Source organism: Polaromonas sp. P1_A2 (assembly GCF_056406895.1).
Window position 1 is genome coordinate 407737 of record NZ_JBFTZI010000003.1, and the last position, 26519, is coordinate 434255.

The following is a 26519-nucleotide window of genomic DNA, read 5'->3' on the forward strand; positions in this document are numbered from 1 at the left end:
GCCTGCCCGCAACGAATGCTTGCGCCTCGCATAGGGTTCATGGATACAAACAAAAGAAGTAAGAACATCACACAAAGATTGTCCGCACAAAGACTATCTCTCCCCTCTTCGAAGGAGGTGCTCAGTAAGCTTCAAAACATTCTGTATCGCGAACTACTACTGGCTGCTGATCTCCCTCATCACCGCAACATGAATTGCCCCCGAGCCACGCCACCCAAGATGGCACTTTCCCAAACCATCACGCTGACGGCGGCTGGCAACAGGGCCTGAACCATGATCGCCGGCAACATCAGCTACAGCCACGGCGCCGCCATCGGGTTTGAATGCTCCGCCGCCATGATGACCGTCCTGATGGTGTCCCGGCGCTGGCCCTGCCGTTCAGGGTTCGACAACCCCAGCCAGGCCCGCCTCGCCCATCGCTCCCGCCAGATCATCCGCATGATGCTTGTCGCGCTGATGGGTTGCTCGCTGCCTTGCGGCGCGGTCAGCCTCGGCGACGCCACGCTGCTGTCCGGCCCGGCCCAGCCGCTGCGCGTGGAAATTGAACTGGCGTCCGACATCCAGTCCGGCTTTCAGGTCAGGCTGGCCTCCGAGCAGGCCTTTCGTGAAAACGGCATCGCCTACCCGGCCTGGCTAGGCAATGCACAAGTCTCCCTGCTGCAGGCGCAGGGCTTGCGCCGGCGCGCCGCGCTGCTGCTGCAAGCCCCACAGGCAGTGCAAGCGCAACTGGTCGAACTGGTGCTGGAATTTTCCTGGCCTGCCGGCAGCAGCCAGCAACTTTACGTGCTGATGCTGGACGCCCCGGCCCCGTCGAGGGACAAAAAAGAAGTTGCCGACGTACCGGTCACCGCAGTCACCGCCGCACTGGCGGACAACACCGCCGGACCTGTTCCCGACAGCGCTGAATCCACTCCGGCTGCCGATGCAGGGCGGCCCGGCCTGCCCAAAGGCATGACGTTCGAAACGGCGCTGCGCTTTCCCTTCAGAAATCGCGAGCATGCCGGCGTAGTCTCGGCGCGCAACGGCAAACCATCCTCTTCCCAGCCAAAACAAGACCGGCTGCGGCTCGAAAAAGCCAAATCCGCCCAGGCCGACCGCATCGCGCAGGAGCGCCGTGAGGCCGACCGGCAGGCGCGCTTGCGGGAGCTGGAACTCAACGCGCGGCAAATGCGCGAACTGGCCGACCAGGTCACGGCCGCAGCGCCGAAAGCCACGGCATCCGCCGCGGAACCCGCACCAACCCCACCCGCATCAGTCGCAGCAAGCCCATCGGCCGTGACGACTGCACCCAAAACCGCAAGCCCGCCACCCAAAATCCCCACGCCCCATGACAAGCGAAGCTCCGTCTGGCTCTGGCTGCTTGCAGGGATCACCGTGCCGCTGTTTATCGTCTGGGCCCTGCGATTTTGGCTGGCCCGCCGCCGCCCTGAGTTCACCGACAGCATGGGCGCAGCGGCATCGGTCTTTGAACTCAGCCCGGCGGAGGCCGAGCAGGCCTACACCAGCTATATGCAACATCGGCAGGTGCCGGCGCGGTCGGATGCGCCGAATGTGGAAGATGCCCGCGCCCTGTTTACCCTCGGCCAATTCGCCGATGCGCAGCAGCTGCTGGGCACATTACTCAACGAGAACCCCCGCAGCCACGAGGCCTGGTTCCTGCTGGCACGCGTGCTGTGCGCCCAGGGCGACAGCGCCGGCCTTGCGCGGCGCATGCCCCAGCTGCACGAACTGACCGGCGCAACCGGCGAGCTGTGGGAGCGCGTGCTGGTGCTGGGCCACGAACTCGACCCCGGCAATCCGCTCTATCAGGCGGCCCTGCTCCAGCAAGCGCCAGAACATCCCGCGGCACCCGCAACGCAGCCGTCGCCACCAGGCATTCACAAACCACCCACGCCATCCACCGCCAGCAGCGCTGTCGACGACGCACTGCGCATCGCCACGGCTTATGGAGCACGCCCGGCATGAACCGCGCCCCTCCTCCCTGTCCGCATCGGGCGCGCGGCCCGGTTTGCCGCCGCCTGAGCATTTTCCAGTCTCTGGTTTTCCCGTCAGCCCCTTTCTAGGCAAATATTTATAGGAGCCAAGCATCATGAGACATCACGCCAATACCCGCCGCCAACGCGGCTTTACCCTCGTCGAAATCGCCATTGTGCTGATGATTGTCGGCCTGCTCATTGGCGGCATCCTGCGCGGGCAGGAGTTGATCCAGTCGGCGCGCGTACGCAACATCGTTGACCAGAAGTCGGCCGTCCAGACGGCTTATATCGGCTTTTTAGACCGCTATCGCATGCAGCCAGGAGATTTATCGGCGAATCAAGCTGCGGTCGTCGGAAACAATGCGGTGCCCACGACCCTGAACCCTGTAGGTGATGGAATCATCACCTGGGACAGCGAGGGAATATTGTTTTTTCAGAATCTCACGGCAGCAGGGTTTCTTTCCTGTGGTGCTTGCATGACGGTGACGGCTGCGACAGGAAACGGCGCCGCAAACGTCACCAACAGTCCTACCAACGTATATGGTGACTTTCTCAATATTGGGTTTCAGGCCAGCACCATCGCAGGCAACGGTACTTCCTGGTTCGACCCAACAACTGGCGGCCTTAACCGATTGGTGATGACCACAGGAGGCACCGTTCCTTCGCAGGTTTTGGCTGAAGTTGATCGCAAGGCCGACGATGGATCGCCTGGAACTGGCCAGCTCCGGTTTTCTGTTTCAGCTAATCAAACAGCGAACCTTGCCACCTGCGCCCCTATTCCTACGGGTGGCACCGTCAATACCTGGGCCAATCCTAGCCAGAGCAATTGCCAGGGCTCCTGGCTGTTCTGATCCTCAGAAGATCCGCACTGAACATTCGGGAGATGTGGGCGCCGGAATGGCCCTGCCGCCCCATTGACCGCCTTCGTCATGGATATATCAATCAACAAGGAGCCCAGAATCATGAAATCCAATTCAAATATCCACCGCCAGCGCGGCTTCACCCTCGTCGAAATCGCCATTGTGCTGATGATTGTCGGCCTGCTCATTGGCGGCATCCTGCGCGGCCAAGAATTGATCCAGTCAGCGCGTGTACGCAACCTTGTCGACCAAAAATCGGCTATTCAGACCGCCCACATCGGCTTCCTGGACCGTTACCGCATGCTACCGGGTGACTTGACAGCGGCCCAAGCCATCGTCGTCGGAAACAATGTGGTGGCGGCTACGGTTGGAGGTAACGGACTGATTGCGATCGGTGCCGACTCCACGGTGTTCTTTCAGAACCTCACGGCCGCGGGCTTTATTTCATGTGGTGCTTGCATGACCGTGGTAGCTCCCGCAGGAGCAAATATCGGCAACAGCCCGAGCAACGTCTATGGCGACTTTCTCACGGCCGGCCATGTGAACAGCGACCCAACCGCAGCTGCACGCTGGTTTGATCCAGCCCCCGCCCCCGGCATCACCCGCATGGTGATACACACCGGAGGAACCATTCCTTCGCAGGTGCTGGCGGAACTGGACCGCAAGGCCGACGATGGACTTCCCGGCACCGGCCAACTTCGTTTTGGCATGGGCGCTGGCGGAGCCGTTAATGCAGGCACAGATGCAACTTGCGCGCCCGGAATGGTCGGAACCCCGACCACAACAGGCTGGGCCAACCCAAGCCAGGCCAATTGCCAGGGCACCTGGCTGTTCTGAGCATCGGGACAGATTCGCCATGACAGTCGCCCGCATCACAACCGCCAGCTTGGCCGCTGCGCTGCTGGCCGGCTGCACCGTGGCACCGCCGGCCCCCAGCACACAACACATAGGCATGGCCGAACCGGCGAAGGCGCCGGCCCCCACGACCTTGCGGCCAGTGCGGCTGCCGGCCCTGCCGGCGGCGCCGCAGCCGCAAGCGCAGCAGGAATTGTTCAGCGTGGTGGTCAGCGATGTGCCTGTCAAAACCCTGCTGTTCGCGCTGGCGCGCGACAACCGGCTCAATGTGGACGTCCATCCCTCCATCGCCGGCCAGGTCACGCTCAATGCCACCGACCAGACCCTGCCACAGTTGCTGGACCGCATCGCGCAGCAGGCGGACCTTCGCTACGAAATGACGGGCAACACGGTGCGCCTGCAGCGCGACACGCCCTACCTGGCGCACTATGCGGTGGACTATGTCAACCTGAAACGGCAATCGTCCAGCCAGACTTCCGTGTCCTCGCAGCTCGGCACCGGCAACACGGCAGGCTCCTCGAATGCCAATATCAGCAATGCCACCGACAACCAGTTCTGGGACACGCTGATCAACAACGCCTGCCTGATCGTCGGCGCGGCCAACCTGGAATTCAAGCAAAAAGACGACATCGCCCAAAAGCAGGACCGCGAGCGCGAGCGCGATGACAGGCTGCGCATCGCCATGGAGCTGTCCCGCGCGGCACCGGCCAGCGCCAGCGGCACGGCGGCTTCAACACCCTTTATGACCAATGCCGGGACCCCGGACCTGCTGAAACAGGTCCTGGCCACCAAGGATGCCGTGGACAAGGTTGAATGCGGCAGCGCTTCATCGGGCTCGGCCACAAGTTCCTCTACATCCAGCTCTGGTTCCAGTGCCAATAACATCGTGGTGAACCGCGAAACCGGCCAGCTGGCTGTCTACACCACCTCACGCGGCCATGAGCAGTTCAGGCAGTTCCTGGACCGCATCAGCGCCAGCGCGCGGCGCCAGGTGTTGATAGAAGCCACGATTGTCGAAGTGACGCTGTCCAACGCCTCCCAGCAAGGCGTCAACTGGCAAAAAGTGGTGCAGGGCGGGCTGCTGCGCGGCTTGAGCTTCCAGATGCTGCCCTCGGGCACGGGCGCGTTTTCGGGAACTCAGGACGCCGCGCTGCTGCGCATGAGCTACACCAGCGGCAGCGGCGACTGGAGCGGCATCCTCACCTTGCTCGAATCCTTTGGCCAGGCGCGGGTGCTGTCCAGCCCCAAGGTCTCGGTGCTCAACAACCAGACGGCGGCCCTCAAGGTAGTGGACAACTATGTGTATGCCACCATTACTTTCACGCCAGGCACATTCGCACCCAATGCCGCTGGTCAGTTGATGCGGGCCTCGCTCGACAGCTACACAACCAACCTCAATTCAGTGCCCGTGGGTTTTGTGATGACCGTGACGCCGCAGGTGGCCGAGAGCGGCGAAGTGACGCTCAATGTGCGGCCAACGATCAGCCGCGTGGTGCGCGAAATCATAGACCCCAACCCGCAGTTGCTGGGCGCGACGCCGCCCATCATCAACCGCATTCCCGTGGTGCAGTCGCGCGAACTCGAGTCCGTGCTGCGCGTGCAAAGCGGCGAGATCGCCGTGCTGGGCGGCCTGATGCAGGACGCCAGCAACGACGGCGAAGACGCGGTGCCGGGTGTCAGCCGCATCCCGCTGCTGGGCGAAGCCTTCAAGCAGAAGCAGCAAACCCGCAGCAAAACCGAGCTGGTGGTGTTTTTGCGGCCTGTGGTGGTGGGCGATGCTTCGCTCAACGGCGACTACAAGGCCTACAAGCCGCTGCTGCCTACATCCAGCTTCTTCAAGGATGCGGCACCGGAGGCCCTGGGCCGAAAACCGCTTGATGCCTCGCCAACCCGCTAATCCGACGGAAACCCATGAAGCCCCTCCTTAGCGTTCTACCCTTGCTGCTCTGCGCAGCCTCCCTGGCATGGGGCCAGGCCAAACCAGGCGCCGCCGTGCCGGCCCAGGCCGCGGCGCGCGATCCCGACATCCGCATCACCCGCCGCAAGCCCGCGCCCGTGGTGGACGTGGATGTCAAACGCGGCTACGAAGCCCTGCAGGCCGGGCGCTACGGCGAGGCGCGCAGCGCTTATGAGCAGGCCTTGAAGCGCGACGGCGCCCTGCGCGACGCGCTGATAGGCCTGGCCTGGTGCCTGGACGGGCTGGAAGACCACCAAGGCGCGCAGGCCGCGCTGCGCCGCCTGCTGGAGCTTTATCCGCGCGACGCCGAGGCGCTGGCCGCGCAGTACCTGGTAGGCGGCGGCATCCCCGGCGATGCCGCGGCCCGCTTCAAGCAGCTGGCCGAGCGCAGTGAGCGCAACGCGCCCCTGCATTACACGCTGGGCGTGATCCATGCCGAACAAGGCCGCTGGGCCGAGGCGCGGCTGGCCTTTGAGCGCGCGGCGGCGCTGGAGCCCGGCCAACCCGACTACCTCTACAACTTCGCGCTGTCGCTGGACCGCCTGGGCCAGGGGCCCGAAGCCATGCGCCAGTACGTCAAGGCCTTGAACCTCTCTTTCCGCCAGCCTGCGGCCTTCAACCAGGAAGCCGTGCGCAACCGCCTGCGCGCGCTGGCCGCGCCGGCCTCTTGACCTCAGGACGATAGCCGCCCATGTCCCTGGCACCACCTCCCCATCTGCAGGACCCGCCGGTGGCCATGCGCAAGGCGGAGCGCGAACTGGCCGAAGCCCTGCTCCAGCAGCGGCGGCTCACCTCCTCCCAGCTGGCCATCGCCCTGGCCGAAAAGCGGCTGCGCGGCGGCAGCCTGCATGCGCAGCTGGCCGGTTTGGGTTTTGTGGGCGAGCTCGAGCTGCGCGCCTTGCGCGCGCAGCTGCACCAGCTGCCCGAAGTCGACCTGCTGACCCGCCGGCCCGACCCGACCCTGCTGCAGCTGCTGGCCGCGCCCCTGGCGCGCAAGCACGGCGTCCTGCCCGTGGAGATGACGGCCCAGGGCGAGCTGCTGCTGGCCGTCGACGAGACCGACAACCTGGTGGCGCTGGACCAGATCAGCGCCCACCTGCGCGCCAAGGGCATTCCCCGTGTGCGCCTGGCACTGGCGACACCGGACGAACTGATACGCGAGATCGACCGGGTCTACGGCGAGCGCCCCAGCGTGGACGCCCTGCTCGCCGCCAGCGGCAAGGAGCCGCCCGTGGACAAGCTGATCGAGGCCATCGTCCACAATGCCTACGACAGCCTTGCATCGGACATCCACTTCGAACCCGAAGAGCATTTGCTGCGCGTGCGCATACGCGTCGACGGTGTGCTGATCCAGGCGCACCTGCTGCACGCCTCGATGTGGCCGGCCCTGGCGGTCAAGCTCAAGGTCATGGCCGGCATGAACATCGCCGAAAGCCGCGCCGCCCAGGACGGGCGTTTTGCCATGGAACTGGGCGCGAGCCAGATCGACTTCCGCGCCGCCTGCCTGCCGACGGCCCATGGCGAAAACATCGTGCTGCGCCTGCTGGACCGGCGCCGCAGCATAGTCCCGCTGGAACGCCTGCAGCTCACCCAGACCATCATGGACAGGCTGCACGCGCTGATGAGCCGGCCCGAGGGCATTGTGCTGGTCACCGGCCCCACCGGCAGCGGCAAGACCACCACGCTGTATTCCATGCTGGCCGAGATCAGCACCGAAGCGGTGAACGTCATGACGCTGGAAGACCCCATCGAATATCCACTGCCGCTGATACGCCAGACCCAGGTGACCGACAAGATCGGTTTCGCTGAAGGCGTGCGCGCCCTGATGCGGCAAGACCCGGACGTGATCCTGGTCGGCGAGATCCGCGACTCCGAAACCGCCGAAATGGCTTTTCGCGCCGCCATGACGGGGCACCAGGTGTTCGCCACCTTGCATACCAACTCGGCCCTGGGCGCGGTGCAGCGCTTGCGTGACATCGGTGTGTCGGCCGAGATCCTGGCGGGCAACATGATAGGCGTGATAGGCCAGCGCCTGGCGCGGCGCCTGTGCCCGCACTGCAAGGTGCGCCGCCCGCCCACCGCGCACGAAAAAATCCTGCTCGAGCTGCCCGACGACGAACACCCGCTGTACCAGGCCGTGGGCTGCGCGCACTGCAGCCAGCGCGGCTTTCTGGGCCGGGTGCTGCTCATGGAAGTGCTGTGCTTCGACGAAGCCCTGGACCACCTGGTGGCCAAGCATGCCAGCCACATCGAACTGGCGCGCCATGCGCGCGCCGAGGGCTTCACCTCGCTGCGCGACGACGCGATCCGCTACGTGCTGGCGGGCCACACCACGGTCGAAGAGGTCAGCCGCGTGGTCAACCTCGCGGCGCATTGACGGACAGCGACAAAGAAGGAAGAGGACAGGGACCGTCATGCCGCGATACAAATGGACCGCCCTGGCCGCCGACGGCGCGCGCGTCAGCGGCCAGACCGCCGCGGCGGACGAAGGCGCGCTGGCCGCGCAGCTGGAGCAGTCAGGCCTGCTGCTGGTCAAGGCGCGCGCGCAGGGCGGCTCGCTGCGCCTGATGCGCGCCCGCATCCGCCTGCTGGACCTCGTCAACTTCAGCTTCCAGGCGACCATGATGCTGCGCGCCGGCGTGCCGCTCATGGAAGCCCTGCATGACATGGAAAGCGCCGAAGGCAACCCGGCGCTGCGCCAGGTGATCAGCGGGCTGGCCGAGGGCCTGAGTTCGGGCAAGACGCTGTCGCAGGCCATGGCCGATCATCCGCTGGCCTTCGACGAGGTGTATGTGAGCCTGGTGCGCGCGGGCGAGAGCAGCGGCCAGTTGCCCGAGGTCTTCGCCAAACTCACCGAGACGCTCAAGTGGCAGCATGAAATCGCCTCGCAGACGCGCAAGGCGCTGATCTACCCCTGCGCCGCGCTGGTCATCATCACCGCCGTCACGCTGTTCCTCATGAGCTACCTGGTGCCCCAGGTCGCCAGCCTGCTCAAGGTCATGCGCATAGAGCTGCCCTGGCAGACGGTGCTCATGATCAAGATCTCGGAGGTCGTCGAAGCCCATGTGGGCAAGATCGTGGCGGGGCTGGTGTTGTCGGCCGTGTTGCTGCCCACGCTCGCGCGCATACCCGGCCCCCTGCGCGGCGTGGTCGACGGCATCAAGCTCAAGCTGCCCGTCGTGGGACCGGTGCTGCGCCAGATCGCGCTGGCGCGCTTTGCCTATGTGCTGGCGCTGCTGTACGCGGCCGGCATCACGGTGGTGGAAGCGCTCAAGGTGGTGGAGATCGCCGTCGGCAACCGCGCCGTGGCGCAGGCCGTGGCCGTGGCGCACGGCAGCATCGTGCAGGGCCGGGGCCTGAGCGCCGCGTTTTCCGGGATGACCATGTTTCCGCCCATGGTGGTCAGCATGCTGCGCGTGGGCGAAGCCACCGGCTCACTCGACGCGGCGCTTGAAAACGTCAGCTATTTCTACACCCGGCAGGCCCGCGAATCCGTCGAAAACCTGCAGGCCACGCTGCAGCCCGTACTCACCGTCGTGCTGGGGCTGATGCTGGGCGCCGTGATCTTCTGCACGCTGGGCCCCTTGTACGACTCGGTGATCACCAATGCGAAGTTCTGAAGCCGTCCCCGCGCCGCTGCGCATCCTGCACCTCGAGGGCGAGCAGCCGCGCGTCTATGCCGTGGCACGCCACGGCCTGGAGGAAGAAACAGGCCCACAACAGGGATGGTCGCAGCCCGAAGCGCTGGCCGACCATGCGCGAAGCGCCCCTGCCTGCCGCTGGCTGGTGCTGGCCGACTACGCCGAAGAAGAATTCTGGGGCGACGTGATGCCGCCCCTGCGCGGCGCGGCGCGCAAGGCCTGGCTGGTGCGCATGCAGCAGCGTTTTGCGATGGAGTCGCCGTTTCGCTGGATATCCCTGCAGGGCGCAAGCCGCTCCCGCCCCGGCAAGCTGCGGGTGCTGGGCTACAGCCTGGGCAATGCCGGCCGCGTGATGCCCTGGCTGGAGGCGCTGGAAGGCGCGCAGGCCCGGCTGGGCGGCGTCTACACCCCCATCATGCTGGCGGCACCGCTGCTGCGCCGGCTCAAGCTGCCCCGCCGCGGGCCGGTGGTGCTGGTCACGGCCCATCCGTCCGGGCTGCGGCAATGTGTGGTGATAGACGGCCGGCCCTGCTTCTCGCGCCTTGCACTGCGCGCCGACGCCGCCGGCGCGGGCTGGCTGCCAGCCGTGCGCGAGGAAACCGAGCGCCTGAAGGAATACCTGTTCGAAAACGGCATCCTCATGCGCGACAAGACCCCGCTGCACGTGGTGAGTGTCGGCCCTCCCGGCATGGACAGCCAGGCCGCGTCCGGCCCTGATGGCGCGCACAACATCCATCACCTGCTGCGGGCTGACGCCGTCGCCCGGGCGCTCAAGCTGCCGCCGGCCTGGGCCGATTCGCCCGAGCTGTCCCGGCTGCTGTTCGTGTTGGCCCTCGCCCGCGGCACACCGCCCGACCAGCTGGCGCCGCCCGCGCTGCTGCGCATCGACTGGGTGGCGCGCATGGCGCAAAACACCCGGCGCGCGGCTTATGGCATTTGCGGCGCCTGCCTGCTTTATGCGGCCGGTGTGGCCGCCTCGCTGTGGCCGCTGGCCGGCCAGCTCAATGAAGCCGCCGCCAGCACCCGAAAATTCGATGCCCGCTACCAGCGCGAAGCGGCCACCTTTCCCGAGTCCCCGCTGAAGGCGGACGAACTGCTCGCGCTGGAGCAGAAAGCCAAGGCCCTGGAAATCTCACCGCCGGGCCCGCGCGCGCTGCTCGCCGCAGCGGGCGGCGTGCTGGCAAAACATACCGAGCTGCAACTGGACCAGTTGCGCTGGGAGCGCGACAACGCGGGACGCGCGGGCCCACCCACACTGCAGATACGCGGCGCGGTGCAAGGCCTGCAGCCCGACGACCTGCGCGGCGCGCGCGATGCCATGGCGCGCTTCACCGCCAGCCTGGTTTCCGCGGGCCTGGCGGCGGAGGCCATCAAGGTGCCGCTGGACCTGCAAAGCAGCGCCAGCATCAACGGCTCGGGCCAGCAGGACAAGGCCGAGCTGGGTTTCGAGGTCAAGGTATGGAGCAAGTAGGCCTGCGCCAGGCCTGGCGCCCCGGCACATGGCCGCGGCCTTTGCGCCGCGCCGCGCAGCAGGCCAGCGCCCTGGTGGTGCTGGGTCTGCTGCTGGCGGGCGTTTTCCACTGGTGGCGCGGCGACCTGTCCGGTCAGCTGGAGCGCCAGCTCAAACTGGAACAGGCCAGCCGCCAGCGTTTTCAAAACAGCGGACGCGAAAGGAACGACATCGAGCGGCTGCTGCCGCTGCTGCGAAACCTGCAGTCGCAAGGCCTTTACGGCGAAGAGAAGCGGCTTGAATGGATAGAACGCCTGCGCGGCATGGAAAGGCGCTGGCCCGGCCTCAAGCTGCAATACACGATTGAAGCCCAGGCCGTGCAGCCCACCGAAAAAGCCGGCGCGGCCGGCCCCGCCGCCCTGTCCCCGCTTGGTGCGGCGGGAGGCGGCCGGCGCATAGAGCTGTTCGCCACCCGCATGCGCCTGACCATGACCCTGGTGCACGAGGAAGACATGCTGCGTGTGCTGGACGACCTGGCCGGCGCGCAGCTGGGCCGTGTCAGCGTGGAGCGCTGCGAGATGAACCGCGCCAACGGTGCGGCCATCAAGGCCGAATGCAGCCTGCTCTGGAACACGCTGCGCGCTTACGATCCGCCGGCACGCGCAACAGGGGCCCGGACATGAAGGCGCTCGCCAAGGCCCTCATGCTGGGCGGCTGCATGCTCCCGCTGTTTGCCGCCGCCGCGCCGGACGGCTTGGGGCGGCTGTTCTACACCGCGGCCGAGCGCGCCGAGATGGAAGCCAGGCGCCACGGCCAGCCCGCGCCGCAGGAAGCGGCCGCGCGCGCGCTGGCCTCCATGTTGCGCATAGACGGCATCGCGGTCCGCCCGCAGGACAAAACCACTGTCTGGATCAACGGCACACCCTACCTGGAGCGCGACCTGCCCTACGGCCTGCGCGTGCGCCGTGATTCGAAGGGCCGCGTGCTGGGCGTCGAAATGCCGCTGCAGGACGGCGACCTTGAGCGCGCGGCGATTGGCGAGACCCTGATGCGGCCGCTCAGCAGCGCGGCCGCCGCGGCTTCGGCGCCGTCGGCGGGCAAGGCGAAACCGGAGACGGTGAAATGAAGCGGCAGCGGGGCTTTGTGGCGCTGCTGATGATCGTGCTGATCGCGGTCGGTGTTTTTGGCGCGATGGCGGCCTGGGTGGCGAGTGAGCCGCCGCCATCAAAACAAGCGATCAACCAGAAGGTCTTGATGCAGGCGAGGGAGGCGCTGCTGGCGTATGTTGCGTTAAGCAGTGACGCCACCAATGCGCTAACGCTAAAAACACGGCTCCCCTGCCCAGACATGGACGGCGATGGTGCAGCCAATACGGCCGCGGACACCAGCAATTGCGGCGTCGCGCGGCAAACCGCACTCGGACTTCTGCCGTGGAAAACGCTTGGCTTGCCACCGCTGCGTGATGCCGATGGCGAATGCCTCTGGTATGCGGTCAGTGGTGACTTCAAGGATGCCGCGGACCCGGCGGCGACAACAGCCGTCAATGCCGATACCGACGGGGTGATCACGGTGGCCGATGAAGCCGGAAGCAGCCTGGCAACAAAACTTGTCGCGGTGGTTTTCGCGCCAGGCGCGAAGCTGGGATCCCAGGTGCGCGCCGACCCCGCGATGCTCAGCGCGGACAAACCGTGCGCCACGCTTACCGGCAGCGCGGTCACCAATGCTGACGGCTACCTGGAGCGCGGCAACGAACGGCCTTCGACTGCAGCCGGGGATCCCGTCACTTTTACTCAAATGACAGGGACCGTTGACAAGCAATCGCTGCTCAATGACCAGCTCGCCTGGATTACAGCGGACGACTACGCGGCCCCCGCCACCCAGCGCAACGCCAAGGCACTGATAAAAGCATTTTCATCGGCCGTCGTGGCTTCTGCCGCCGATGGACGATTGCCTTTTGCCTCTGACACGCCCGGTGGCCCGTGCAAGCAGGACCAATATAGCGGCTTCCTGCCGGGGAGCTGCTCCTATACCTATTTCGACACCACGAGCAGCATGGAGGTGACACGCACATTCACCTTGGCCGATTCCGATGATTGGCGAAAACTGACCTTCTACGCGCTCTCGCCGGGTTGCAACTCCCCTGGCTGCGTTGCTGCATTGAATTTGCCCGGCAACCGCACAGCCAAGGCGGTGCTGCTCATACGCGGCAGGCCGCAAGTGAATCAGGCCTGTCCATTGACCTCAGCCACAGAAACCATCACCGATCTCAACAAATGGTTGCCTTGCATTGAGAACCAGGCCAATCGGGACGCGCTGCTCGACTCGGCTTCACAGGCAAGAACCTTTGTCGCACCCGACAAGTGGCCTACCTCCAATGACATCTTGAAGGATTTTCCATGACCCCCCTCAGGCGATGCAGCAGCCCACGCCAGCGCGGATTTACCCTGGTGGAGCTAGCCTTGGTGGTCGGCATCGTGGCGATATTGCTCGGAGGCTTGCTGGTTCCACTGAGCCGCTCCATCGAGCAAAAAGCGGTGGCCAACACGCAGGCATCCCTTGAAGCGGCCCAGCAGGCCTTGCTGGGATACGCGCTCATCAATGGGCGCCTGCCATGCCCCGATACGGGTACTCAAGGATTAGCCTCGGCCGCCGACGCAAGTGGATGCACCACCGCAAGCGTCGGTCGCCTGCCCTGGGCCACGCTGGGTGTCCAAGGCGTTGATGGTTGGGGTAACCGGCTGGATTATGCCGTCTATGCACCTCTGGGTAAGGACGTCTCCACGGTGACGGCAAGCAATCTGGAAATCTGGTGCACAAAAATGACGTTGACGGGGATTCCTGGGGGCATTCCAGCTTGCCTCACAACAGGAGGCGCCGTGGTCAAACCCTCGACGTCAACAAGCTTTGTTGTCTATTCGCATGGCAAGAACGGCTTGGGCGCAATTCGACCGGATGGAACAGCCAGCAGCGCCACCCCTCCGAGCACCGTGGATGAAGTACAGAACCAATCCGGTACCGGGGGCATCTTCATCTCCCGATCCCAAACCGACACCAACAGCACCGCCGGTGAATTCGACGACCTCATGGTCTGGATGCCTTCCGCCCTACTGACCGCCAAACTGTTCGCCGCCGGAAGGTGGTCCCCCTCATGACAACATTCACGCTCTCCAGGCTTCCGCGCCAGCTCTCCCCCCTCTCCGCCCTCACCCGCCTCACCCTCATCGAAGCCTGGCGCGGCCGCAGCGCGCGGCTGTTGCTGCTTTTCCTCGCGGCGGTGTATGCGCTGGGCGCCTTTGCGGCGTCCATGGCGGTCACCGAGGGCCAGGAAACCCGGCTCGCACTGGCCGCGCATCTTTACCGCCTGGGCCTCGTGCTGGCGCTCGCGCTCATTGTGGTCTCCAGCACGGTGCGCGACATGGAGGGCGGCTTCTTCCAGGTGCTGCTGGCTTTTCCCTTGTCGCGCGCGCAGTTTGTGATGGGGCGCCAGGCCGGCTACATGCTGTTGGCCTGGCTCGCGGCGGCGGGGGCCACGATGGTGATGCTGGGCATGGCCGTGCCGGGCGGCCGCGCCGGGGTGCTGGCCTGGGGTGCCTCGCTGGCGCTGGAGCTCAGCATCGTCGTAGCGGCCGCCTTGTTCTTTTCATTGGGCCTGCGCCGTGTGCTGCCCGCTTATGCGGGCTGCTGCGCTTTTTACCTGTGGGCGCGACTGCTGGACGTGGCGCGCTTTATGGCCGCGCACCCGATCGGGCAGGATGCCGGGTCATGGGACGTGCTGGCGGGCCGGGCCGTCTTTGACCTGCTGGGCTGGCTGCTGCCGCCGCTGGCGGGTTTTGCGCCCTCGCCCTGGGCGCTGGGCGGGCCTGTGCAGGGCGCACTGCTCGCGCTGCAGTTCGGCTGGGCGCTCTGGTATGCGGCACTGTGCGCGGGCGCCTCCTTGATAGACCTGTACCGCCGTGAAGTTTGAATTACGCCGCACCGGCACTACGCGCCGCGCGCCCACGCGTGTGGTGGCCGTGTTCTCGCTGCTGCTGGCCGGCCAGGTGGCGCTGGCGCTGTGGCGCGGCGTGCCCGAGGCCGGCGCGCAGCCGCTGGGCCGCCCGCCCAGCCTCACCGCATCGCGCCTCGCCTCGCTTGACGATCCCGTGCCGCTGGCCAAGATGCTGGACTTATACCTGCAAGCCCACGACGTGCAGCCGGGCCTGAGCCTGCCCTGGCGCGAGCTCGACTACGGCGAAGTCGTCGCCTGGCTGGAGCACATCCTGCAGCTCGACTCGCAGGGGCAGTACCCGCTGCTGGCCGCCGCGCGGCTCTACACCCAGGTGTCCGATACGCAGCGCCAGCGCCTGATGACCGACTTCGTCGCCGGCCAGTACCCGCAAGACCCTTTGCATCGCTGGCGCTGGATGGCGCATGTGGCCTATGTGGCCAAGGTGCAGATGAAAGACCCGGAGCTGGCCGTGCGTTATGCCGCCGAGCTGCGGCAGTACGCCGAGGGTTTGCCGCAGGTGCCGGCCTGGGCGCGGCAGATGGAAATCTTTCTGCGCATGGGCCAGAACGACCTCGAAACCGCCAGGGCACTGCTGGGCGCGCTGCTGGCCAGCGGGCAGATCCACGACGACAACGAGCTGCGCTTTCTGACGCAAACCTTGAAGGAGCTGGAGCAGAAATGAAGGCCCCGCAACAACCACATCCGGCGCTGCAGGCCGGCGAGGTGCACAAACGTTATGGCACATCCAGGGCGCGCGCGGCGCTGGCCGGTGTTTCGCTCGAAGTGCATCCCGGCGAATGCCTGGCCTTGCTGGGCATGAACGGCGCGGGCAAGACCACCTTGATCAAATGCCTGCTGGACCTGGCCGCGCCGACCTCGGGCACGCTGACCCTCTTCGGGCAGGACCATCGCCGGCCGCTGGCGCGTGAACAGCTCGCCTATGTGCCCGAGCGTTTCTCGCCGCCGGGCTGGCTGCATGCGCGCGACTATTTCCGGCTCGCGGCCCGTCTGCATGGCCTGCCGTTTCCGCAACTGGGGCTGTCCGGCATGTTGGCCGAGCTTGACCTGGAGGAAAGCGTGCTGGACAGGCCTATCCGCGAATGCTCCAAAGGCATGGCGCAAAAAATCGGCCTGGCGGCGGCCTTTCTGGCGCGGCGCCGCCTGCTGGTGCTGGACGAACCCATGAGCGGCCTGGACCCGCTCTCGCGCATACGCGTGCGCGAACAGCTGCGCCTGCAGCGCGGCGCCGGCTGCGCGGTGCTGATGAGCACCCATTCGCTCGCGGATGTGGAAGACCTGGCCGACCGCGTCGCCATCCTGCATGCGGGCAGCCTGCGTTTCATCGGTACTGTCGACGAATGGCTGGTACAACACGGGCCGGGTGGCATGGAAGAGGCGTATCTATCGGTGGTGAAAGCGGCCCAGCAGGCGCCGCTTGAGGCATCATCCCCAGCCAGCTGATACCGGCCGGCAGCGGGCGCAACACGGCCCGCGCACAGCCGCGCCGCGCGCGGGCCTCAAAGCGCTGCTTTTTTACTTGGGCAGCAGCACCTTGTCCACCACGTGGATCACGCCGTTGGACTGGTAGACGTCGGCGATGCTCACGGTGGCCACGCCGCCTTTTTCATCGGTCACCGTGACCTTGCCGCCGACCGACTTGGCCACCAGCGTGCCGCCGGCCACTGTTTTGATGGAGGCCATGCCCTTGCCGTCGGCAATCATCTTGCTGATGGCCGCGGCATCCCATTTGCCGGGCACCACGTGGTAGGTCAGCACGCCGGTCAGCATGCCCTTGTTCTCGGGCTTGAGCAGGCTGTCCACCGTGCCGGCGGGCAGCATCGCGAAGGCCGCGTTGGTGGGCGCGAACACCGTGAACGGACCCGGGCCCTTGAGCGTATCGACCAGGCCGGCGGCTTTGACCGCCGCGACCAGCGTGGTGTGATCCTTGGAGTTGACCGCGTTGTCGATGATGTCCTTGCTGGCCAGCATGGGTGCGCCGCCCACCATGACTTGCGCGAACGAGGGAAGGGCCGCAAACGACAGGGCCAGCGCGACACCCAGGGAAGCGAGTTTGTGTTGAGTCTGCATAGGAAGTCCTTTGATGAAAGAAGTTGAACCAGAAGCCGAAATCACCATGATTCAAGCGGCTGTGATGAATACGGGGCGCGCGGCCCGCTGGATTCAAAACAGCTTCGGTTTCAACACTTTCAAGGCCATCACGGCCGCAAGAAGCCCGCAGGCTTCAGCCGCCGCGCTCGAAAAACCCGCGCACGGCCCGCGGATAAATCAAATGCTCCTGAGTCAGCACGCGCGCGGCCAGGCTCTGCGCCGTGTCGCCCGGCAACACCGGCACCACGGCCTGGGCCAGGGTGGCGCCGTGGTCGAGTTCGGCCGTCACCTGATGCACCGTGGCGCCCGCCACCGTGCAGCCGGCGTCTATGGCGCGCTGGTGGGTGTTGAGTCCGGTGAATGCCGGCAGCAGCGAAGGGTGGATATTGATGAGCCGCCCCGCGTAGTGCTGCACAAAGCCTGGTGTCAGGATGCGCATGAAACCGGCCAGCACCACCAGCGCCGGCGCGTAGCCGTCTATGCGCGCCATCAACTCCGCATCAAAGGCCTCGCGCGACGCAAACTCCTTGTGCGGCACCACGGCGGTGGCGATGCCCAGGCCGCGGGCCACTTCCAGCCCCGCGGCGTCGGCCCGGTTGCTGATGACGGCCACTACCTGGGCGCCGAAAAGCCCGCGCCAGCCTTCCTTGTCCGCGGCGCGGGCGATGGCGGCCATGTTGGAGCCGCTGCCGGAAATCAGGATGACGATGTTTTTGTTCGCGCTGGACATAACCCCCTAGTTTAGAGGGGCGCAGACCGCTGGCCGGCCCGCCCCCTGCCCCATGTCCCACCTGAGACATAAAATTGCGAACGACCGTGCTAAAAATAAGAAATCCACCGCAGGCAAACCGCTGCGGCAGCCCGACAACCCCGGAGACATCCCGCCATGGATTTAGCTTTCACCCCTGAAGAACAGGCCTTCCGCGAAGAGATTCGCGCCTGGGTCCGCGCCAACCTGCCGGCCGACATTTCGCACAAGGTGCACAACGCCCTGCGGCTGACGCGTGACGATATGCAGCGCTGGGCCAAGATACTCGGCAAAAAAGGCTGGCTGGGCCACGGCTGGCCCAAGGAGTTCGGCGGCCCGGGCTGGAACGCGGTGCAAAAGCACCTGTTTGAAGAAGAGTGCGCCCTGGCCGGCGCGCCGCGCGTCGTGCCCTTCGGCCCGGTGATGGTGGCGCCCGTGATCATGGCCTTCGGCACGCCCGAACAGCAAAAGCGCTTCCTGCCCGGCATCGCCAGCGGCGAAGTCTGGTGGAGCCAGGGTTATAGCGAACCCGGTTCGGGCTCCGACCTCGCCTCGGTCAAGTGCCGGGCCGAACGCCAGGGCAACAAATACATCGTCAACGGCCAGAAGACCTGGACCACGCTGGGCCAATACGGCGAGTGGATTTTCTGCCTGGTGCGCACCAGCAACGAAGGCAAGCCGCAGACCGGCATTTCCTTTTTGCTGGTCGACATGAAGTCGCCCGGCGTCACGGTGCGCCCCATCGTGCTGCTGGACGGCGAGGCCGAGGTCAATGAAGTCTGGTTCGACAACGTCGAGGTGCCGGCCGAGAACCTGATCGGCGAAGAGAACAAGGGCTGGACCTACGCCAAGCACCTGCTGAGCCATGAGCGCACCAACATCGCCGACGTCAACCGCGCCAAGCGCGAACTCGAGCGCTTGAAGCGCATTGCCAAGGCCGAAGGCGTGTACGACGACCCGCGTTTTCGCGACGAGATCGCCAAGCTGGAAGTCGACGTGGTGGCACTCGAAATGCTGGTGCTGCGCGTGCTCTCGGCCGAAAAATCGGGCAAGAACTCGCTGGACATCGCCGGCCTGCTCAAGATACGCGGCAGCGAGATCCAGCAGCGCTACAGCGAACTCATGATGCTGGCCGCCGGCCCCTTCAGCCTGCCCCTGATCGAGGAAGCCATGGAGGCCGGCTGGCAGGGCGACTTCCCCGGCGGCCTGGCTGGCGACGCGCCACTGGCGTCCACCTATTTCAATCTGCGCAAGACCACGATTTACGGCGGCTCCAACGAAGTGCAACGAAACATCGTCTCGCAAGTCGTTCTCGGCTAAACCGGTTTAAAGGAAAGCATCATGGATTTCGATTTCACCGACGACCAGGAACAGCTGCGCGACGCCGTGCGCAAATGGGTGGACAAGGGCTACGGCTTCGAGCGCCGCCGCGGCATTGCCAAAGCAGGCGGCTTCTCGCGCGAGGCCTACGGCCAGATCGCCGAACTGGGCCTGACCGGCCTTTACATCCCCGAGGCCGATGGCGGCCTGGGCATGGGCCCGGTCGAGGGCATGGTGGTGATGGAGGAACTGGGCCGCGGCATTGTGCTGGAGCCTTTTGCCCAGGCCCTGATCGCCGGCGCGCTGCTCTCCGGTTATGCGCCCGCCGCGCTCAAGGCCGCCTGGCTGCCGAAAATCGCCTCAGGCGAGGCCCTGGTGGTGCTGGCCCACCAGGAGCGTGCGGCACGCTACGACTTTGAAAAATGCCAGGCCACGGCAACGGCGGCCGGCGACGCCTGGACGCTGGACGGTAGCAAAAGCATAGTCCCGGCCGGCGACCAGGCCGAGGCCTTGATCGTGCCCGCCATGGCCAAAGGCAAGCTCGCGCTGTTCCTGGTCGAACGCACGGCAGCCGGCGTGGCGACGCGCGGCTACGGCACGCAGGACGGCGGCCGCGCCGCCGAACTCACGCTGAAGAACGCATCCGCCGCGCTGCTCACGCTGGACGGCCTCACGGCCCTGGCCCATGCCGTCGACATCGGCATTGCCGCCACCTGCGCCGAAGCCGTGGGTGTGATGGACAAGACCCTGGCCATCACCGTCGAGTACATGAACACCCGCAAGCAGTTCGGCGTGGCCATCAGCAGCTTCCAGGCCCTGCGCCACCGCGTGGCCGACATGAAGATGCAGCTGGAGCTGGCCCGCTCCATGAGTTATTACGCCTCGCTCAAGCTCAATGCCCCGGCCGACGAGCGCCGCCGGGCCCTGGCCCGCGCCAAGTACCAGCTCGGCGTGTCCATGCGTTTTGTCGGCCAGCAGGCCGTGCAGTTGCACGGCGGCATAGGCGTGACCGACGAATACATCGTGAGCCACTACTTCAAGAAGCTGACCCAGCTCGAAATGAGCTTTGGCGACACGCTGCACCACCTGGGCGAGGTGTCCAGCCGCATGCAGGACACCGCCGGGGTTTTTGCCTGAAGCCCCGCGGCCCTCAGCGCTGGTAGAGGTCGGTCTTTCCCCCCAGCGCCTTGAGAAGGGCGCCGGTGAAGTAGTTGCGCTCGACAAAGATGTCGCCGGGGACATCGGCCGACTTGAGCACCGAAGTCATCACGATCACCACCTTGGCTTCCGGCTGCACGATCAATTCCTGGCCGAACAGGCCGCGCGCCTGGAAGGTGCGCGTGTGGTACGGATACAGCCAGGTCTGGTAGCCATAGCCGAAGAACGGGGTGGCCTTGCGCGGCTTGAGGTGGTCGGGCTGGCGGCCGGCGTCGGTCGCGTCCAGCAAAAACTCGCGGGGGATGAGCTCGCGGCCGTCCACCATGCCGTCGTTGGCGAGCAAAACACCCAGCCGCCCATAGTCGCGCAGGCGGGCGTTCAGGCAGCAGTTGGCGGCCTCCAGGCCTGAGCGGTCGACCAGCCAGGAGGCATCCGCCTCCGCCCCCATGGGCTGCCAGATCTTTTCCGCGAGGTAGCCGCTCAAGTCCCGCTGGACGGCGCCGCGCAAGGCCACGCCGAGGGCGAAGGTTTCCGCGGAGTTGTAGTTAAAACGTGTGCCCTGCGGGTAATCGCTGTCCTTGACCCACGCGACGGCGGCCGCGCCGCCCTGCCCGCGCTGGTAGAACGATTCCGCCGCCAGCCGCGCGCCGTCCGTCGTCACGCCGGGCATGACCTTGTCGTTCCACTTCACCCCCGAGGACATGCGCAGGAGGTTGCGGATGGAGACCGGCCCCCAGGCCGAGCCCTTGAGGCCGGGCGCGTACTTTTCCGCGGGGTCGTCGAGCGAGGCGATCAGCCCGTCGCGCAGCGCAATGCCCGTGAGCAAGGCCGTCACGGTCTTGGCCATGGAAAACGAGGCCAGCTTCATCTGCGCGGTGCGCTCGTACTGGTAGCGCTCGATGACGACGGCGCCATCCTTGATCACCAGCAGCCCCGTGATGCGCTGACGCGCCAGGAAGTCCTCCAGGGTGTAGGTCTTGCCCTCAAAGGGATAGCTGATCGCCAGGGCCTGCGCCGCTGCTGACGGCAGGGGCGGCAAGGGCGAGGCGGCGCCCGACTTCACGCGGCGCGGCCACAGGATCTCGTCCATGTGGCTGAAAGTGCCTACCTTGTGGGTTTCGTCGAACAGGCTGAAGTTGGGGCCGAAAGACGGGACCGGGTAGCCGCGCGGCTTGCCCAGTGCGTCCTCGTCGGGCGCCGCGGCTACGGCGGAAGCCGCCATTGCCACGATGCAGGCCAGGATGCCGAGGCGCCTCCCCATGCCCCGGGCGCTAGGCGTGCAGGCGTGAGGTTTTGGGAATGTGCGCCATCAAAAACTCCATCTGGTCCGCCAGGATGCGGCGGTTGCGCAGGATGAAGTCTTCCCAGAGGCTGGGCACATAAGGCGTGTACAGCAGCGGCATGTGGGCCTGCTCGGGCGTGCGGCTGCTCTTGCGGTGGTTGCAGGCGCGGCAGGCCGTCACCACGTTCATCCAGGTGTCCACCCCGTTCTGGGCAAAGGGGATGATGTGCTCGCGCGTCAGGTCTTCCTCGTGGAAATGCCCGCCGCAGTAGGCGCACACATTGCGGTCGCGGGCAAACAGCTTGCCGTTGGTCAGGCCCGGCTTGAGGTCGAAGGGGTTGATGTTGGGCACGCCCTTGGTGCCTATGATGCTGTTGACCGTGATGATGGACTGCTGGCCCGTGATCGCGTTGTGGCCGCCGTGGAAGACCACCACCCGCGCGCCCATCTCCCAGCGCACCTCGTCGGCCGCGTAATGCAGCACGGCTTGTTCAAGGCTGATCCACGACTGTGGCAATCCCTGGGCTGAGAGCTTCAAGACCTTCAAAACGGACCTCCATCAAGGTGGACGACGCATGAGACACGGTACTGTGTATCAATATACAGTGAAATTGTGAAAAACGCCCCCAAATCCCCCATTAACCACGTTCAAGCCCCGTTCAACCGGGCTCCGGCGCTACAAAAACGATAATTGCCCCCATGAAAGTTTTCCGTGGCTACCACCATCCCCAGCTGGCCGAACACTGCGCCCTGACCATAGGCAACTTCGACGGCGTGCACCGCGGCCACCAGGCCATGCTGGCGCTGCTGAAAAACGAAGCCCAGCACCGCGGGGTGCCCAGCTGCGTGATGAGCTTTGAACCCCACCCGCGCGACTATTTCGCGGCCGTGGCGCGCAAGCCCGAGCTCGCGCCGGCGCGCATCGCCACACTGCGCGACAAGCTCACCGAACTGGCGCGCTGCGGCATAGACCAGTGCGTGGTGCTGCCTTTCAACGCCGCGCTGGCCTCCCAGCCGGCCGAGGCCTTTATCCAGGACGTGCTGGTGCGCGGCCTGGGGGTGAAATACGTGCTGGTGGGCGACGACTTCCGCTTCGGCGCCAAACGGGTGGGCGACTACGCCATGCTGGACGCCGCCGGCGAAGGCCTGGGTTTTGACGTGGCCCGCATGAACAGCTACGAGGTGCACGGCACCCGGGTCTCCAGCTCCGCCGTGCGCGAGGCCCTGGCCCAGGGCCGCATGGACCGCGTCGCCGGCCTGCTGGGCCGGCCCTACAGCGTCTCCGGCCACGTGGTGCACGGCCGAAAGCTGGGGCGCGACCTCGGTTTTCGCACCCTCAACCTGCGCTTTTCGCACTGGAAACCGGCCGCCGGCGGGATTTTTGCGGTGCAGGTGCACGGCCTGGCCGACAAAGCCATCCCGGGCGTGGCCAACCTGGGCATACGGCCCTCGCTGGACCCGGCCGACGTCAACGGCGGGCGGGTGCTGCTGGAGACCCATTGCCTCGAATGGCCCGCCGGCCTAGGCCCCGAGGGGGCATACGGTAAAATCATCCGCGTGGAACTGCTGCACAAACTGCACGACGAACTGAAATACGACAGCCTGGAGAGCCTGAAAACAGGCATCGCCAAGGACTGCGACGAGGCGCGGGCGTTTTTTGCCCTGCCCCAGTCGTTTTCAGCCGCCATGCACACGGAAACCAGCCGCCAGACCACGCGCGACCGAATTTAGACGATCTCGTCGCCCTGGCCCCGCCCTGCTTTCACGGCGGATGGCTTTCCTCCCCACCGTATGGCCGGCGCCCCGCTTTCCCGGGCCGCCCTAACAAGAGCATCCCATGTCCGAAACCAAAACCGATTACCGCAGCACCCTGAACCTGCCAGACACCCCGTTTCCCATGCGCGGCGACCTGCCCAAGCGCGAAGCGGGCTGGGCCAAGGAGTGGGACGACAAAGGCATTTACAAAAAGCTGCGCGACGTGCGCGCCGGCAAGCCCAAATTCGTGCTGCACGACGGCCCGCCCTATGCCAACGGCAAGATCCACATCGGCCACGCCGTCAACAAGGTCCTGAAAGACATGATCGTCAAGGCGCGCCAGCTCAAAGGCCTGGACGCGATCTACGTGCCCGGCTGGGACTGCCACGGCCTGCCGATCGAAAACGCCATCGAAAAGCTGCACGGCCGCAACCTGCCGCGCGACGAGGTGCAGGCCAAGAGCCGCGCCTTCGCCGCCGAGCAGATCGAGGGCCAGCGGGCCGACTTCAAGCGCCTGGGCGTGCTCGGCGAGTGGGACAACCCCTACCGCACCATGGACTTCGGCAACGAGGCCAATGAAATCCGCGCGCTCAAACGCATCATGGAGCGCGGTTTTGTCTACCGCGGCCTGAAGCCCGTCTACTGGTGTTTTGACTGCGGCTCGTCGCTGGCCGAGTTTGAGATCGAATACGCCGACAAAAAGTCCAGCACGCTGGACGTCGGCTTCAAGTGCGCCGAGCCGCAAAAGCTGGCGCTGGCCTTCGGCCAGGCCACGCTCAGCAAGGATGCCTTCGCCGTCATCTGGACCACGACCGCCTGGACCATCCCCGCCAACCAGGCGCTGAACCTGAACCCCGAGCTCGAGTATTCGCTGGTGGACACCGAGCGCGGCCTGCTGGTGCTGGCCTCGGTGCTGGTCGAAAAATGCCTGGAACGCTTCCAGCTGGAAGGCCGCGTCATCGCCGTCACCAAGGGCGAAAACCTCGCCAAGATCAACTTTGAGCACCCGTTTTACGACGCCGACCCGGGCTATCGCCGCTTCAGCCCGGTGTTTCTGGCCGACTACGCCACCGCCGACGACGGCACCGGCATCGTGCACTCCTCGCCCGCCTACGGCGTGGAAGACTTTAACTCCTGCGTCTCCAACGGCATCGCCCATGAGGACATCCTCAACCCGGTACAGGGCAACGGCCGCTACGTCGACGAGATGCCGTTTTTCGGCGGCCTCAACATCTGGAAGGCCGCGCCGCTGGTCATCGACAAGCTGCGCGAGCACGGCCGCCTCTTCGCCACGCAAGATATCCAGCACAGCTACCCGCACTGCTGGCGCCACAAGACGCCGGTGATCTACCGCGCGGCGGCCCAGTGGTTCATCCGCATGGACGGCGAAACCGCCGGCACCCAGGGCGTGTTCGCCAGCGACAAGGCCGGCAAGACCCTGCGCGAACTGGCCCTGGCCGCCATCGAGGAAACCAGCTTCTACCCCGAAAACGGCAAGGCCCGGCTGCGCGACATGATCGCCGGGCGGCCCGACTGGTGCATCAGCCGCCAGCGCAACTGGGGTGTGCCCCTGCCCTTTTTCATCCACACCGCCACCGGCGAGCTGCACCCGCGCACCATGGAAATCATGGACCAGGCCGCCCGCATGGTGGAAGCCGGCGGCATCGAGGCCTGGAGCAAGGCCAGCGCCGAATCCATCCTGGGCGCCGAGGCCGCCGACTACATCAAGAGCACCGACATCCTCGACGTCTGGTTCGACTCCGGCACCACGCACGACCACGTGCTGCGCCACAGCCACGCCGCGCAATCGACCTGGCCGGCCGACCTTTACCTCGAAGGCCACGACCAGCACCGCGGCTGGTTCCATTCCTCGCTGCTCACCGCCTGCGCGATGTACGACCGCGCGCCCTACAAGGGCCTGCTCACGCACGGTTTCACCGTGGACGGCAAGGGCCGCAAGATGAGCAAGAGCGAGGGCAACGTCGTGGTGCCGCAGGAAGTCAGCGACAAGCTGGGCGCCGAGATCATCCGCCTCTGGTGCGCCTCGACCGACTATTCGGGCGACCTGGGCATAGACGACAAGATCCTGGCCCGCGTGGTCGATGCCTACCGCCGCATCCGCAACACGCTGCGCTTCCTGATGGCCAACGTCAGCGACTTCGACCCGGCCAAGGACGCCGTGCCGTTTGACCAGATGCTGGAAATCGACCGCTACGCGCTGAGCCGCGCTTCGCAGCTGCAGGCCGACATCCTGGCGCATTACGAGGTCTATGAATTCCACCCGGTGGTCTCCAAGCTGCAGATCTATTGCAGCGAAGACCTGGGCTCCTTCTACCTCGACATCCTGAAAGACCGGCTCTACACCACCGGCCCCAAATCGCTGGCCCGCCGCAGCGCGCAGACCGCGCTCTGGCAGATCACGCACGCCATGCTGCGCTGGATGGCGCCCTTCCTGAGCTTCACGGCCGAGGAGGCCTGGAAGGTGTTCGGCTCGTCCGAATCCATCTTCATGGAAACCTATGCCGAGTTCCCCGCGCCCGACGCCGCGCTGCTGGCCAAGTGGTCGCGCATCCGCGAGCTGCGCGACGCGGTCAACAAGGACATCGAAACCCTGCGCGCCGACGGCAAGGTGGGTTCCTCGCTGCAGGCCAATGTGATGCTCGAAGTGCCGGCCGAGGACCACGCGCTGCTGGCCGGCCTGGGTGAAGACCTGAAGTTCGTCTTTATCACCTCCGCCATCGAAGTGGCCGCCGCCAACGTGGTTGCCACCCAGGTGACGCCCAGCACCGACGCCAAATGCGAACGCTGCTGGCACTACCGCGCCGACGTGGGCCATGACCCGGCCCACCCGACGATTTGCGGCCGCTGCACCAGCAATTTGTTCGGCGCCGGTGAAGCGCGGAAGTTCGCGTAATGGCAAAAACCACCTTCACGCGCTCCCCCAGTTCGCTGCTTCCCTGGCTGGGCCTGGCGCTGATCATCCTGATCGTCGACCAGTTCACCAAGGTGCTGATCCTGGGTTATTACCACCTGGGCGACTCCACCTACGTGACCAGCTTCTTCAACGTGGTGCGGGTGCACAACACCGGCGCGGCCTTTTCCTTCCTGGCCGAAGCCTCGGGCTGGCAGCGCTGGTTCTTCACCGCCATCGGCGTCGCGGCGGCGCTGTTCATCCTGTGGATGCTGCGCTCGCATGCGGGGCAAAAGCTGTTCTGCTTCGCACTGGCCTGCATCCTGGGCGGCGCCCTGGGCAACGTGATTGACCGCGCCATGCACGGCTATGTCGTGGACTTCCTGCAGTTCCACTGGGCCGGCTGGTATTTCCCGTCCTTCAACATCGCCGACAGCGCCATCACCGTGGGCGCGATCTGCCTGATCCTGGACGAGCTGTTGCGGGTGCGCAAAACCAGTTAGGGCCTG

24 protein-coding genes are annotated in these 26519 nt (G+C 65.7%); 20 read left to right on the forward strand and 4 right to left on the reverse strand.

Features of this window, described 5'->3' with window-relative positions; all coding sequences use genetic code 11:
* Positions 1–273: 273 nt before the first annotated feature.
* The 15 genes from AC1D09_RS13935 (at position 274) to AC1D09_RS14005 (ending at position 16188) form a co-directional block, all read left to right on the forward strand.
* Positions 274–1965: a type IV pilus assembly protein FimV gene (locus AC1D09_RS13935; RefSeq protein WP_477661262.1), complete on the forward strand. Its 1692-nt coding sequence runs from the start codon at positions 274–276 to the stop codon at positions 1963–1965.
* Positions 1966–2089: 124 nt separating this feature from the next.
* Positions 2090–2827, forward strand: a complete 738-nt coding sequence (locus AC1D09_RS13940) for a type II secretion system protein (RefSeq protein WP_477661263.1) — start codon at positions 2090–2092, stop codon at positions 2825–2827.
* Positions 2828–2938: 111 nt separating this feature from the next.
* A complete protein-coding gene (locus AC1D09_RS13945) occupies positions 2939–3673 on the forward strand; it encodes a type II secretion system protein (protein ID WP_477701099.1) in 735 nt (244 codons plus the stop codon).
* 19 nt (positions 3674–3692) lie between these two features.
* Positions 3693–5588, forward strand: coding sequence for a secretin and TonB N-terminal domain-containing protein (locus AC1D09_RS13950; protein WP_477661265.1), 1896 nt, complete (start codon positions 3693–3695; stop codon positions 5586–5588).
* Between the two features lie 14 nt (positions 5589–5602).
* The gene (locus AC1D09_RS13955) at positions 5603–6319 is read left to right on the forward strand and encodes a tetratricopeptide repeat protein (protein ID WP_477661266.1); all 717 of its coding nucleotides are present in this window, start codon (positions 5603–5605) and stop codon (positions 6317–6319) included.
* Between the two features lie 20 nt (positions 6320–6339).
* Positions 6340–8025: a GspE/PulE family protein gene (locus AC1D09_RS13960; protein WP_477701100.1), complete on the forward strand. Its 1686-nt coding sequence runs from the start codon at positions 6340–6342 to the stop codon at positions 8023–8025.
* A gap of 37 nt (positions 8026–8062) precedes the next feature.
* On the forward strand, positions 8063–9268 hold the full coding sequence (locus AC1D09_RS13965; RefSeq protein WP_477661268.1) for a type II secretion system F family protein: 1206 nt from the start codon (positions 8063–8065) through the stop codon (positions 9266–9268).
* Positions 9255–10760, forward strand: coding sequence for a hypothetical protein (locus AC1D09_RS13970; protein ID WP_477661269.1), 1506 nt, complete (start codon positions 9255–9257; stop codon positions 10758–10760). The genes AC1D09_RS13965 and AC1D09_RS13970 overlap by 14 nt, the downstream gene beginning before the upstream one ends.
* Positions 10748–11422 carry a hypothetical protein gene (locus tag AC1D09_RS13975; RefSeq protein ID WP_477661270.1) on the forward strand — a complete coding sequence of 225 codons (675 nt, stop codon included), beginning with the start codon at positions 10748–10750 and terminating at the stop codon, positions 11420–11422. The genes AC1D09_RS13970 and AC1D09_RS13975 overlap by 13 nt, the downstream gene beginning before the upstream one ends.
* A complete protein-coding gene (locus AC1D09_RS13980) occupies positions 11419–11865 on the forward strand; it encodes a hypothetical protein (protein ID WP_477661271.1) in 447 nt (148 codons plus the stop codon). Before AC1D09_RS13975 ends, AC1D09_RS13980 begins: the two co-directional genes overlap by 4 nt.
* Positions 11862–13139, forward strand: a complete 1278-nt coding sequence (locus AC1D09_RS13985; protein ID WP_477661272.1) for a hypothetical protein — start codon at positions 11862–11864, stop codon at positions 13137–13139. The genes AC1D09_RS13980 and AC1D09_RS13985 overlap by 4 nt, the downstream gene beginning before the upstream one ends.
* Positions 13136–13891 (forward strand): type II secretion system protein, encoded by a 756-nt coding sequence (locus AC1D09_RS13990; RefSeq protein WP_477661273.1) that lies wholly within the window; start codon positions 13136–13138, stop codon positions 13889–13891. Before AC1D09_RS13985 ends, AC1D09_RS13990 begins: the two co-directional genes overlap by 4 nt.
* Positions 13888–14703, forward strand: coding sequence for a hypothetical protein (locus tag AC1D09_RS13995; protein ID WP_477661274.1), 816 nt, complete (start codon positions 13888–13890; stop codon positions 14701–14703). Before AC1D09_RS13990 ends, AC1D09_RS13995 begins: the two co-directional genes overlap by 4 nt.
* Entirely contained in the window at positions 14693–15409 is a 717-nt protein-coding gene (locus AC1D09_RS14000) for a hypothetical protein (protein ID WP_477661275.1), read from the forward strand. The genes AC1D09_RS13995 and AC1D09_RS14000 overlap by 11 nt, the downstream gene beginning before the upstream one ends.
* Complete coding sequence (locus AC1D09_RS14005; RefSeq protein WP_477661276.1) at positions 15406–16188, forward strand: ABC transporter ATP-binding protein; 783 nt, start codon at positions 15406–15408, stop codon at positions 16186–16188. The genes AC1D09_RS14000 and AC1D09_RS14005 overlap by 4 nt, the downstream gene beginning before the upstream one ends.
* A gap of 72 nt (positions 16189–16260) precedes the next feature.
* On the opposite strand, the gene AC1D09_RS14010 is transcribed toward AC1D09_RS14005, so the two are convergent.
* Both AC1D09_RS14010 and purN read right to left on the reverse strand, forming a co-directional pair.
* Positions 16261–16815 carry a fasciclin domain-containing protein gene (locus AC1D09_RS14010; protein WP_477661277.1) on the reverse strand — a complete coding sequence of 185 codons (555 nt, stop codon included), beginning with the start codon at positions 16813–16815 and terminating at the stop codon, positions 16261–16263.
* Between the two features lie 154 nt (positions 16816–16969).
* The gene (gene purN, locus AC1D09_RS14015; RefSeq protein WP_477661278.1) at positions 16970–17566 is read right to left on the reverse strand and encodes a phosphoribosylglycinamide formyltransferase; all 597 of its coding nucleotides are present in this window, start codon (positions 17564–17566) and stop codon (positions 16970–16972) included.
* 156 nt (positions 17567–17722) lie between these two features.
* On the opposite strand from purN, the gene AC1D09_RS14020 reads away from it, so the two are divergent.
* Together AC1D09_RS14020 and AC1D09_RS14025 are read left to right on the forward strand one after the other, a co-directional pair.
* Positions 17723–18904, forward strand: a complete 1182-nt coding sequence (locus AC1D09_RS14020; protein WP_477661279.1) for an acyl-CoA dehydrogenase family protein — start codon at positions 17723–17725, stop codon at positions 18902–18904.
* 21 nt (positions 18905–18925) lie between these two features.
* Positions 18926–20041, forward strand: coding sequence for an acyl-CoA dehydrogenase family protein (locus AC1D09_RS14025; protein WP_477661280.1), 1116 nt, complete (start codon positions 18926–18928; stop codon positions 20039–20041).
* Between the two features lie 13 nt (positions 20042–20054).
* Here AC1D09_RS14025 and AC1D09_RS14030 read toward each other — a convergent pair whose 3' ends face one another.
* Together AC1D09_RS14030 and AC1D09_RS14035 are read right to left on the reverse strand one after the other, a co-directional pair.
* Positions 20055–21323, reverse strand: coding sequence for a serine hydrolase domain-containing protein (locus AC1D09_RS14030; protein WP_477661281.1), 1269 nt, complete (start codon positions 21321–21323; stop codon positions 20055–20057).
* Between the two features lie 10 nt (positions 21324–21333).
* Complete coding sequence (locus tag AC1D09_RS14035) at positions 21334–21891, reverse strand: HNH endonuclease (protein ID WP_007863332.1); 558 nt, start codon at positions 21889–21891, stop codon at positions 21334–21336.
* A gap of 152 nt (positions 21892–22043) precedes the next feature.
* Between AC1D09_RS14035 and AC1D09_RS14040 the strand changes: the two genes are divergently transcribed.
* The 3 genes from AC1D09_RS14040 (at position 22044) to lspA (ending at position 26513) form a co-directional block, all read left to right on the forward strand.
* On the forward strand, positions 22044–23075 hold the full coding sequence (locus AC1D09_RS14040) for a bifunctional riboflavin kinase/FAD synthetase (RefSeq protein ID WP_477661282.1): 1032 nt from the start codon (positions 22044–22046) through the stop codon (positions 23073–23075).
* Positions 23076–23181: 106 nt separating this feature from the next.
* The gene (ileS, locus tag AC1D09_RS14045) at positions 23182–26013 is read left to right on the forward strand and encodes an isoleucine--tRNA ligase (protein ID WP_477661283.1); all 2832 of its coding nucleotides are present in this window, start codon (positions 23182–23184) and stop codon (positions 26011–26013) included.
* Positions 26013–26513 (forward strand): signal peptidase II, encoded by a 501-nt coding sequence (gene lspA / locus AC1D09_RS14050; protein ID WP_477661284.1) that lies wholly within the window; start codon positions 26013–26015, stop codon positions 26511–26513. Before ileS ends, lspA begins: the two co-directional genes overlap by 1 nt.
* The last annotated feature ends 6 nt before the right edge of the window (positions 26514–26519 follow it).